The sequence below is a fragment of the Micromonospora sp. DT31 genome, from assembly GCF_049841795.1.
Lineage (GTDB): Bacteria > Actinomycetota > Actinomycetes > Mycobacteriales > Micromonosporaceae > Micromonospora.
The window spans coordinates 465282-475820 of the sequence record NZ_JBNCKZ010000001.1; the positions used below are offsets into that span (position 1 = coordinate 465282).

Annotated in this window: 11 protein-coding genes; 7 read left to right on the forward strand and 4 right to left on the reverse strand. The window is 73.7% G+C overall.

Annotated elements, in window-relative coordinates:
* The first annotated feature begins 8 nt into the window (after positions 1–8).
* Positions 9–989 carry a DNA polymerase domain-containing protein gene (locus ACLQ2X_RS01965; RefSeq protein WP_425679159.1) on the forward strand — a complete coding sequence of 327 codons (981 nt, stop codon included), beginning with the start codon at positions 9–11 and terminating at the stop codon, positions 987–989.
* Between the two features lie 4 nt (positions 990–993).
* On the opposite strand, the gene ACLQ2X_RS01970 is transcribed toward ACLQ2X_RS01965, so the two are convergent.
* Positions 994–1500, reverse strand: a complete 507-nt coding sequence (locus tag ACLQ2X_RS01970) for an Lrp/AsnC family transcriptional regulator (protein ID WP_425679160.1) — start codon at positions 1498–1500, stop codon at positions 994–996.
* A gap of 104 nt (positions 1501–1604) precedes the next feature.
* On the opposite strand from ACLQ2X_RS01970, the gene pdhA reads away from it, so the two are divergent.
* The 4 genes from pdhA (at position 1605) to ACLQ2X_RS01990 (ending at position 6795) form a co-directional block, all read left to right on the forward strand.
* Positions 1605–2771: a pyruvate dehydrogenase (acetyl-transferring) E1 component subunit alpha gene (gene pdhA / locus ACLQ2X_RS01975; RefSeq protein WP_425679161.1), complete on the forward strand. Its 1167-nt coding sequence runs from the start codon at positions 1605–1607 to the stop codon at positions 2769–2771.
* Complete coding sequence (locus ACLQ2X_RS01980) at positions 2771–3775, forward strand: alpha-ketoacid dehydrogenase subunit beta (protein ID WP_425679162.1); 1005 nt, start codon at positions 2771–2773, stop codon at positions 3773–3775. The genes pdhA and ACLQ2X_RS01980 overlap by 1 nt, the downstream gene beginning before the upstream one ends.
* Before the next feature lie 97 nt (positions 3776–3872).
* Entirely contained in the window at positions 3873–5267 is a 1395-nt protein-coding gene (locus ACLQ2X_RS01985; protein WP_425679163.1) for a dihydrolipoamide acetyltransferase family protein, read from the forward strand.
* Positions 5268–5520: 253 nt separating this feature from the next.
* Positions 5521–6795, forward strand: a complete 1275-nt coding sequence (locus tag ACLQ2X_RS01990; protein ID WP_425679164.1) for an Ig-like domain-containing protein — start codon at positions 5521–5523, stop codon at positions 6793–6795.
* 59 nt (positions 6796–6854) lie between these two features.
* Here ACLQ2X_RS01990 and ACLQ2X_RS01995 read toward each other — a convergent pair whose 3' ends face one another.
* Positions 6855–7874 (reverse strand): SMP-30/gluconolactonase/LRE family protein, encoded by a 1020-nt coding sequence (locus ACLQ2X_RS01995; protein WP_425679165.1) that lies wholly within the window; start codon positions 7872–7874, stop codon positions 6855–6857.
* Positions 7875–8062: 188 nt separating this feature from the next.
* Between ACLQ2X_RS01995 and ACLQ2X_RS02000 the strand changes: the two genes are divergently transcribed.
* The gene (locus ACLQ2X_RS02000; protein WP_425679166.1) at positions 8063–8419 is read left to right on the forward strand and encodes an STAS domain-containing protein; all 357 of its coding nucleotides are present in this window, start codon (positions 8063–8065) and stop codon (positions 8417–8419) included.
* A gap of 49 nt (positions 8420–8468) precedes the next feature.
* Here ACLQ2X_RS02000 and ACLQ2X_RS02005 read toward each other — a convergent pair whose 3' ends face one another.
* Positions 8469–8837, reverse strand: a complete 369-nt coding sequence (locus tag ACLQ2X_RS02005) for an FKBP-type peptidyl-prolyl cis-trans isomerase (protein WP_425679167.1) — start codon at positions 8835–8837, stop codon at positions 8469–8471.
* 159 nt (positions 8838–8996) lie between these two features.
* The gene (locus ACLQ2X_RS02010) at positions 8997–9569 is read right to left on the reverse strand and encodes a hypothetical protein (protein WP_425679168.1); all 573 of its coding nucleotides are present in this window, start codon (positions 9567–9569) and stop codon (positions 8997–8999) included.
* A gap of 202 nt (positions 9570–9771) precedes the next feature.
* Between ACLQ2X_RS02010 and ACLQ2X_RS02015 the strand changes: the two genes are divergently transcribed.
* Complete coding sequence (locus tag ACLQ2X_RS02015) at positions 9772–10470, forward strand: CBS domain-containing protein (protein ID WP_425679169.1); 699 nt, start codon at positions 9772–9774, stop codon at positions 10468–10470.
* The last annotated feature ends 69 nt before the right edge of the window (positions 10471–10539 follow it).

The window sequence follows — 10539 nt, forward strand, 5'->3', positions numbered from 1 at the left end:
GCTACGGTGTGACGGTGGCGACCACGGCGGCGCAGGAGATCCAGGTGGGGCAGCGGCTGGTCCGGGTGTCCAGCCCGGACAAGCCCTACTTCCCGGAGCGCGGGCTGACCAAGCTGGACGTGGTCCGCTACTTCCTGTCCGTCGGCGACGGCATCCTGCGCGCACTGCGGGACCGGCCGACCATGCTGGAACGCTGGCCGCGCGGCGTGTTCGAGGGTGCCAAAATCGCCACCCGGCAGACCAACCGGGGCGACGCGTTCTACCAGAAGCGGCTGCCGGCCGGCGCCCCCGACTGGGTGCACACCGCGCATCTGACGTTCCCCAGTGGCCGCACCGCCGACGAGGTCGCCCCGAGCGAACTGGCGGTGGTGATCTGGGCGGCCAACCTGGGCACGTTGCGTTTCCATCCGTGGCCGGTGACGAAGGCCGACGTGGAGCGTCCCGACCAGTTGCGCATCGACCTGGACCCGATGCCGGGGGTGGACTTCGCCCAGGTGGTGCCGGTGGCGCACGAGGTGCGCGCGTTCCTCGCCGAGCTGGGCCTGGTGGGTTTCCCGAAGACCACCGGCGGGCGGGGCATCCACGTGTACGTGTCGATCGAGCCGCGCTGGAGTTTCGGCGAGTGCCGGCGGGCGGTGCTGGCGCTGGGCCGGGAGGTGCAGCGCCGGTTGCCGGACCTGGTCACCACCACGTGGTGGCGCGAGCAGCGGGACCGGCCGGTGTTCGTCGACTACAACCAGATGGCCCGGGACCACACCGTGACCTCGGCGTACTCGATCCGGCCGACGCCGGCGGCGCTGGTCTCCGCGCCACTGGGCTGGTCCGAGCTGGACGACGCCCGGCCGGAGGACTTCGACGTGCTGACCATGCCGGCCCGGTTCGCCGAGCACGGCGATCCGCACGCCGGCCTGGACGGGCCACGCCACTCGCTCACGCCGCTGCTGGAACTGGCCGACGCCGAAGGCCTGGAGTCGCCGCCGGAACGCTGACCGGTCACCCCCAGGGGCTCTGCGTCCCGTCGAACTCCTCGAAGACCAGCCAGGTGCGGGTGGACAGCACACCGGCGATGCCCTGCACCCGGTCCAGCACCACGTCGCGCAGCGTGGCGTTGTCCGGGGCGCGGACCAGCGCGAGCACGTCGTGCTCGCCGCTGAGCAGCGCCGCGTGGGCGATGTAGCGCACCCGCGCCAGCTCGGCGGAGACCTCCCGCCAGGTGTTCTGCTCGATGGTCAGCGCGATGTACGCCGACGTGCCCAGCCCGGCCGGCTCGGGCGCGACCCGCGCGGTGAACCCGGTGAGCACACCGTCGCGCATCAGCCGCTCCACCCGGGCGTACGCGTTGGTGCGCGAGACGTGCACCCGTTCGGCGAGGGTGCGGATGGACATCCGGGCGTCGCGGACCAGTTCGCCCAGGATCCGCCTGTCGACCTCGTCCAACGGGCCGGCCGAACGTCCCGTTCCGCCCGCCGTGCCCGGTGTGGCCCCGGTCTCCTGGCTCAACTGGGCTGCCCTCCCGTGCCAATCGTTCCGCGTTCATCCCGGATGTTGAGTCAATCATCCATCACCAGGAGCATAGGACCACCACACGTCCAGGAGGTCCCGCCGTGACGACCACACCCCAGGCGGTCCGCAGGGCATCCCCGCGTACCCGTCGTAAGGCCACCCCGGCCGCACCCGACCCGTCGGCCGCCCTGCTGCCGCAGCGCGAGCCGGTCCGGCTGCTCGACCCGGACGGCACCGCGCTGCCACCCCGCGAGGACTACCCGGAGCCACCGGTCGAGACGCTGCGCGAGATGTACCGGCGGATGGTCGTCGGCCGCCGCTTCGACGTGCAGGCCACCGCGCTGACCAAGCAGGGCCGCCTCGCCGTCTACCCGTCCGCGCGGGGCCAGGAGGCCTGCCAGGTCGGCGGCGTGCTCGCGCTGCGCGACACCGACTGGGTCTTCCCCACCTACCGCGAGTCGATGGCGCTCACCGCACGGGGCATCGACCCGGTCGAGGTGCTCACCCTGCTGCGCGGCGACTGGCACTGCGGGTACGACCCGGCGGCCACCCGGACCGCGCCGCAGTGCACCCCGCTCGCGACCCAGTGCGTGCACGCCGCCGGCCTGGCCTACGGCGAGTCGTACCAGGGGCGGGACACCGTGGCGCTGGCGTTCATCGGCGACGGCGCGACGAGCGAGGGCGACTTCCACGAGGGCATCAACTTCGCCGCCGTGTTCAAGGCCCCGGTCGTCTACCTGGTGCAGAACAACAAGTACGCGATCAGCGTGCCGCTGTCCCGGCAGACCGCCGCGCCGAGCCTGGCCTACAAGGGCGTCGGCTACGGCGTGCCCAGCGAGCAGGTCGACGGCAACGACCCGGTGGCCGTGCTGGCGGTGCTGGAGCGCGCCGTCGCGCACGCCCGGGCCGGCAAGGGCCCGTACCTGATCGAGGCGCACACCTACCGGATGGAACCGCACACCAACGCCGACGACCAGACCCGCTACCGGGACGCCGACGAGGTCGAGGCGTGGCGTGACCGCGACCCGATCGCCCGGCTGGAGGCGTACCTGCGGGCCCGGGGCGTGCTTGACGACGCCGCCGTCGCGGCGGTCGCCGAGGAGGCCGAGGCGTACGCCGCCGCGCTGCGCCGCCGGATGGACGAGCGGCCGACCGTGGACCCGCTGAGCCTGTTCGACCACGTCTACGCCGAGCCGACCCCGCAACTGGTGGAGCAGCGGGAGCAGGTCCGGGCCGAGCTGGCCGCCGACCAGGAGGGGGACGCCTGATGGCCACCATGACCATGGCGAAGGCGCTCAACGCCGCGCTCGCCGACGCGATGCTCGACGACGAGCGGGTGGTCGTCTTCGGCGAGGACGTGGGCCAGCTCGGCGGCGTCTTCCGCGTCACCGACGGACTGCAGGCCCGCTTCGGCGACAAGCGCTGCTTCGACACCCCCCTCGCGGAGGCCGGCATCGTCGGCTTCGCGGTCGGGCTGGCCATGTCCGGGCTGCGGCCGGTGGTGGAGATGCAGTTCGACGCGTTCGGCTACCCGGCGTTCGAGCAGATCGCCTCGCACGTGGCGAAGATGCGTAACCGCACCCGCGGCGCGCTGACCGTGCCGATCGTGATCCGGGTGCCGTACGCCGGTGGCATCGGCGGCGTGGAGCACCACTGCGACTCGTCCGAGGCGTACTACGCGCACACCCCCGGCCTGAAGGTGGTCACCCCGGCCACCGTGGACGACGCGTACTCGCTGCTGCGCGCCGCGATCGACGACCCGGACCCGGTGGTGTTCCTGGAGCCGAAGAAGCTCTACTTCACAAGCGCCGAGGCGGAACTGCCGGCGCGCACCGCGCCGATCGGCACGGCCGTGGTGCGCCGGCCGGGCACCGACGCGACGCTCGTGGCGTACGGCCCGGCGGTGCCGGTGGCGCTGGCCGCCGCCGAGGCGGCCCGGGAGGAGGGCTGGGACCTGGAGGTGGTGGACGTTCGCAGCATCGTGCCGTTCGACGACGCCACGGTGACCGCCTCGGTACGCCGGACCGGCCGCTGCGTGGTGATCCAGGAGGCGCAGGGCTTCGCCGGGGTCGGCGCGGAGATCGCCGCCCGGGTGCAGGAACGCTGCTTCCACGCGCTGCACGCCCCGGTGCTGCGGGTGTCCGGGTGGGACATCCCCTACCCGGCGCCGATGCTGGAGCACACCCACCTGCCCTCGGTGGACCGGGTGCTGGACACGGTCGCCCGCCTGCAGTGGGACGACCAGCCCGACAGTCGATGGGTGGCGGCATGAGCAAGCACAGCGAGCGAATCAGCAAGCACAGCGAGCGAATCAGCAAGCACAGCCCGGGACAGGCTCGTGCCGATGCCGACCGAAGGGAGGGATCGGCATGACCACCGCTGTGGGGATCCGGGACTTCCTCCTGCCGGACCTGGGGGAGGGACTGAGCGAGGCGGAGATCGTCGAGTGGCGGGTGGCCGTCGGCGACGTGGTCACCGTGGACCAGAGCGTGGTCGAGGTGGAGACCGCCAAGGCCGTCGTCGACGTGCCCTGCCCGTACGCCGGCCGGGTGGTGGCCCTGCACGGCGCGGCCGGTGAGGTGCGCCCGGTGGGGCAGCCGCTGATCACCATTGCCCCGCTCGACGACGCCACCGACCCGCACGCCACCTACCGGGAGGAGGAGCGGGCCGGTTCCGGCAACGTCCTGATCGGCTACGGCACCGGCCACGGCGGGTCGGGTCGTCGGCGCCGCCGGCCCCGCCTGGTGCCGGCTGCCGAGCCGGGCGTCCCCGCCCCGCCGGCCCCGGCCGGCTCGTCCGGCGGGCGCGCTGCGGCCGGCCCGCCCGCCGTGGCGGATCCGACGCCCGGACCGGCGGCCGGCGGCCCGGCCGTGGCGCCGCTTGTCATCTCGCCGATCGTGCGGCGACTGGCGCGGGAGCGCGGGGTCGACCTGGGGTCGCTGCGCGGCACCGGACCGGGCGGCGTGATCCGCCGGGTCGACGTGGAGGCCGCCGCGGGCACCCCGGCGGCCCGGCTCGCGGCGGTGCCGGACGCGCCCCCCGCGCACGTCGGGCTCGCCCCGGCACCCGACGGTGACGTGGTCATCCCGCTCACCGGCATCCGCAAGGTGATTGCCGACCGGCTCTCCCGCAGCCGCCGGGAGATCCCCGAGGTGACCATCTGGGTCGACGTGGACGCCACCGGCCTGCTGGCGACCCGGGCCGCGATCAACGCCGCCGCCCCGGACGCGCCGGTGAGCATCCTGGCCCTGCTGGCCCGCATCTGCCTCAGTGGGCTGCGCAGGTATCCGCAGCTCAACGCGCGCGTGGACACCGAGGGGCAGCGGATCGTGCAGTCGGCCGGCGTGCACCTGGGTATCGCCGCGCAGACCGACCGGGGCCTGCTGGTGCCTGTGGTGCGGGACGCCCAGCGGCTGACCACCCGGGAGTTGGCCGCGGCCCTCGCCGAGACCACCGCGGCGGCCCGGGGCGGCACGCTGCCCCCGGCCCGGCTGACCGGCGGCACGTTCACCCTCAACAACTACGGCGTGTTCGGGGTGGACGGCTCCACGCCGATCATCAACCATCCGGAGGCGGCACTGCTCGGCGTCGGCCGGATCGTCGACAAGCCGTGGGTGGTGGACGGGCAACTCGCCGTGCGGAAGGTGACCCAGCTCAGCCTCACCTTCGACCACCGGGTCTGCGACGGCGGGGTCGCCGGTGGGTTCCTGCGCCACGTCGCCGACTGCGTGGAGCAGCCCGCCCTGCTGGTGGCGAACGTCTGATCCGCGGCTGCGGCCGGCGCCCCCGGCCGCGGTCACCGCGCCACACGGGTTCGCCCCGGATCTTCCCGGGGCGAACCGGGCGTGCGGGTCCGGCCCGCGCAGCGCGGGACGAGCGGCCCGCCCATTCGCGATTCCGGTAGCCCACACCCCATTTCGCCGCAACCTTTTCCGAGCGATTCCGCCGAACGTGCCACGGCACCCCGGCAGGCCTACAGAATATGGGCGAGAGGATTCGGGAAACGGGGGGCGATATATGTTTGCCAGGCGCCGACTGACGCTTTTCGCGATAACTGTGGCAGCCGCGCCGCTGGCGGTCGGCGCGTGCACCGCCGGCCCGAAGGAGTCGGTGGCGAAGCAGGCCGAGGCGACACCGCCGGCGGTCACCGTGACCCCCGCCGACCGGGCCCGGAACGTGCCGATCAGCGCGGAGGTCGGCACCCGGGTCGGCAACGGCCGGGTGACCTCGGTGAAGCTCACCGACGACAAGGGCCGTCAGGTGCCGGCGCAGGCCCGCGAGGACGGTTCCGGCTGGGTGCCCGACCGGCCGCTGGACAATTCCCGGGCGTACACCGCGGAGGTGACCGCCACCGGCGACTCCGGCCGGACGGCCACGCGGCGGACGACGTTCACCACGATGCCGAAGTCCACCAAACCGGCCGTCACCAGCGAATTGTATTTGCAGTCGAATCGGACGTACGGGACGGCGATGCCGGTGGTGCTCGGATTCGACCCGCCCATCCCGGAACGGGCCCGCGCGGACGTGCAACGTCGGCTGTTCGTCAAGACCGACCCGCCGCAGCCGGGCACCTGGTCGTGGATGGCCGACGGCAAGCAGGCCGAGTACCGGGCGCCGGACCGCTGGAAGCCCGGCACGACGATAAGCGTGCGCAGCGCACTGGAAGGGCTGCCCATCGGCACGGAGGCGATCGGCGACGAGGACCGGCGGGCGACCGCCACGGTCGGCCGGGACGTGTCCCTGGACATCGACAACGCCACCAAGCAGATGGCGGTCTACCGGGACGGCAAGCTGCTCAAGAAGGTCCCGGTCAGCCTCGGCAAGGAGAGCACCCCGAGTTCGAGCGGCGCCATGGTGATCATGGAGAAGCACGAGCACACCACGTTCGACACCCGCAACGAGCCCAACGGCGGGTACGTGGTCGACGTGGACGACGCTCAGCGGATCACCTGGGGCGGCGAGTTCATCCACTCGGCGCCCTGGTCGGAGGGGGACCAGGGGAGCGTGAACGTCTCCCACGGCTGCACCAACGTGTCGGCCACCGCGGCGGACTGGCTGATGGGCCTCACCCAGGTCGGTGACCTGGTCACCGTCAAGGGCACCGAGGTGAAACTCGACCAGGGCAACGGCTTCACCGCCTGGAACGTCGGCTGGGACGAGTTCGCCAGGGGCAGCGCGCTGCCCGTACCCGCGGGGTTGAAGCCCACGCGCAGCGCCACCCCGCACCCGGGGGCGGTGGCCGGCGGGTCGTCTCCGGCCCCCACCCCGACGCGCAGCAACAGCGGCGGCTGAACCAGGGGAGGAACGGCCCGGGGCCGGCCCGCGTCCGCGCGGTGCCGGCCCCCGCGTCCTCAGTCCAGGTCGATCCGGGCCACGCCGGTCGCGGTGAGGCTGCCCAGCCAGAGCCGCCGGCCGTGCTGCCGCACGCCGGTGACCATCGGGTACGCCCCGTCGGGGCCGTGCAGCGTCCGCAGCACCCGCCCCGCGTCGTCGACGAGGGCGACCAGCCCGTAGCGGCGCGGCTGCGGCTGCACCGCGTCGGGCAGCAGGGCGACGAGCCGGCGCACCCGGGGATGGGGCAGCAGCCGCTCCGCGACCGGCACGCGCGGGCTGGGCAACGCGATCCAGTACGTTCCGTCACCCACCGCCGACAGGTTGTCCGGGTACGCCGGCAGGTCGGCCAGCACGGTGGCCCGCCCGCCGGGCAGTTCCACCCGCAGCAGCCGATGGGTGGCGGTCTCCACGAGCATCAACGCCAACTCGTCCGGGGTGAGCGCCAGCCCGTTGGGAAAATACAGTCCCTCGGTCACCACGACGGTGCGGCCGGTGCCCCGGTCGTACGCCAGCACCCGCCCGTTGGGCCGGTGCTCCAGCAGGTCACGCTTCCAGTGGGCGAGCGGGAACCGGTCGGAGGAGTCGGTGAAGAAGACGGTGCCGTCCCGGGCGACCGCCGCGTTGTTCGCCAGGTGCACCGGCGGCGCGGTTCCGCTCAGCTCGTGCACCGTGCCGGCCGGGTCGACCCGCAGCAGCCCTCGGTACGCGTCGCAGACCAGCAGCCCGCCGTCGACCGGGTCGACCTCGATGCCGAGGGGCCGGCCGCCGGTCTCGGCGAGCAGCGTCGGGTGGGTGCCGGCCGGCGCGTCCACCGGCCACCACCACAGCCGGCCGTCCTCGTCGCCGCTGACCACCCGGCCGGCGGGGTCGACGACGACGTCCTCCGGGCCGCGCCCGCCGGTGGGCAGCGGCAGCAGGTCGGCCCGGTCGAGTCGGGTGTCGGCGGGGGACCACGGCCCGGCCAGCGGGGGCGGCACGGTCGCCGGTTCGCGGACCGGCCGGATCAGTCGGGGCGCACGCGGGCGGGGTACGGCCATCGGCCCATTGTGCCGGGCGGCCGGCGCCGGAGCGGGTTTCCCCGACACCTGGCGTTTCGGGGCGGTCACGCGGTGCGCGGGCGGCTGCGGGATGACCCTGAGACGCTTCGGGGTCGGCACCCGGGCGCTACCCGGAACCCGCGTCGGAGCAGCCGAAACTGTCGCAGGGTGGCGCTAGGTTTGACCACATGGCAGACAGCGGTGACCGCTTCCACGTGGCGATGGACGTGCACGACCACCAGGTCGAGCTGCGCCCGGTCGGCGAGATCGACATCGCCAGCGTGACGGCGTTCCGGGCCGCGCTCTGGGCGGCGCCGGCGCGACCGGTGCTGCGGGTCGACCTGTCCGGTGTGCGGCTGCTCTCCGCCGCCGGGGTGCGCGCGTTGGTCGCCACCCACCTGCGGGTCCGGGCGCGCGGCGGCGAGCTGGTTCTGGTCGACCCCGATCCGGTGGTGGCCCGGGTGCTGCGCGTGACCGGCCTGCAGCGGGTGCTCCCGGTGTGCCGGTCCGACGAGTCGCGGGCGCTGCTGACCTGCGCCGCCTGAACACGCCGCGGGCCGCCGGCGGGTAGCCGACGGCCCGTGGGCGGTCAGCTCAGCGCACGCCGAGCAGATCCACCACGAAGATCAGCGTCTCGTTGGGCTTGATCACGCCGCTGGCTCCCCGGGCGCCGTAGCCCAGGTGCGGCGGGATGGTGAGCCGACGCCGGCCGCCGACCTTCATGCCCACGACACCCTGGTCCCAGCCGGCGATGACCTGGCCGCCGCCGAGTGGGAACTCGAACGTCTCGCCCCGGTTCCAGGAGGCGTCGAACTCGCGGCCGTTCGAGTGGGCCACGCCCACATAGTGCACGCTCACCAGTTGGCCCGGGCGGGCCTCCGGGCCGTCGCCGACGGTGATGTCCTCGACGACGAGATCGGCGGGCGGAGCGCCCTCGATCGGGCCAATCTCAGGCTTGTCCATGAGCGGGTCTCCTCGGTGCTGACGGTGTGGTCACCGTCGATCCTGCCGGATCGCGACCGGCCGATACGCGCCGGTCCCCGCACACCGGCGTGGCGGGGACACGAGAGGGGGCGGACGCCGCCTGTCGGCGACGCCCGCCCCGGGGCGAGCTGCTCGGACCTACTTGAGCCAGGGGAGGCGCTGGACGAGGGGGAGCTTCGCCCAGACCCGGCCGAGGCCGAGGGTGTTGCCCGCGCCGACCAGGGCCAGAGCGGCGAGCAGACCCGCGTAGATGAGGTGGTCGTCCATGAAGGGGTTGTTCGCCGGGGGCAGCACGGCCGTCCACATCAGGACCATGAGCAGTCCGCCGGCGACCGCCGCGAGCCGGATGCCGACGCCGAGCATCAGCGCCACCCCGATGCCGAGCAGGCCGAGCATGAACAGCCAGTCCGCCCAGGCCGCACCGGCGAGGTTCTGGTAGAAGCCGGCGAACGGTCCTTCGACCGCGTTGCCCAGGAAGCCCTTGGTCGGGCTGCCACCGTCGATCCAGGCGTTCTTGGCCGGGGTCTCGTGCCCGAGGCCGAACATCTTGTCGAGGAAGGCCCAGAGGAAGATCCAGCCCAGCGCGAGCCGTAGCCCGGCCCAGACGTACCTGGTGGCCTTCTGGCGGGTGGTCTCGGTCTCGGCCGCCGGAGCGATGGTGACGGCGGGGGTCCGCTTGGCGGCGGGGGTCCGCTCGATTGTCGCGGCCATGATGTCCACGTCCCTTCCTGTGCCTCGCACCGCGCTTCCCGGTGGCACATTCATTCCACCGTGCCGCGCCGCCCGGCAGCAGGGCCGACCGGTGCCCTCCTGACGGGACCTTGGTCCCGTCCCGACCCGGTCCGCCGCCTCTGCCGCCCTCCGTACGCGCGCGCCTACCGTCGTCCGTGAGGACCGGCACGAGGAGGTCGTGATGAGGACGTGGCAGGTGACCGACGTGATGACCAGGAGCGTCGCGGCGGTGGGCGAGCAGACCCCGTACCGCGAGATCGTCGACCTGCTGGTGCGCGAGCGGATCAGCGGCGTGCCGGTGGTGGACTCGTTCCGCCGGGTGCTCGGGGTGATCTCCGAGGCGGATCTGCTGCACAAGGTGGAGTGGTCCGGGCACCCGGACCAGCGACGGGTGTTCGAGGGCCGGCGTCGGCGTACCGCGCGGGAGAAGGCGGACGCGCTCGTGGCGCAGGACCTGATGACCGCGCCGGCGGTCACCACCCACGAGCGGGCCACGCTGGCGGCGACCGCCCGGCTGATGGACCGCGAGGCGGTCAAGCGGCTGCCGGTCCTCGACGACCTGGGCCGGCTGGCCGGCATCGTCACCCGGGGCGACCTGCTGCGGGTGCACCTGCGCACCGACGCGGAGATCCGCGAGGACGTGGTGCACGAGGTGCTGCGCCGGGTGCTGTCCGTGCGCGACGGCCTGGTGACGGTGCAGGTGCGCGCCGGCGAGGTGACCATGGACGGGCGGCTGGACCGGCGCAGTGCCGTCGAGCTCGCCGGCCGCCTGGCCGGGCAGGTCGCCGGCGTGGTCGCGGTGCACAACACCATCGGCTACGACGTCGACGACACCACGTTGCGGGAGCTGGACCCGGTGCACGCCACCCCGGTCGCCTGACCCGTCCCGGTCGCCGGGCGCGCGGCCGCCCGCCGCGCCGCCGGCCACGAAGAGCACCGGCAGGTCGGG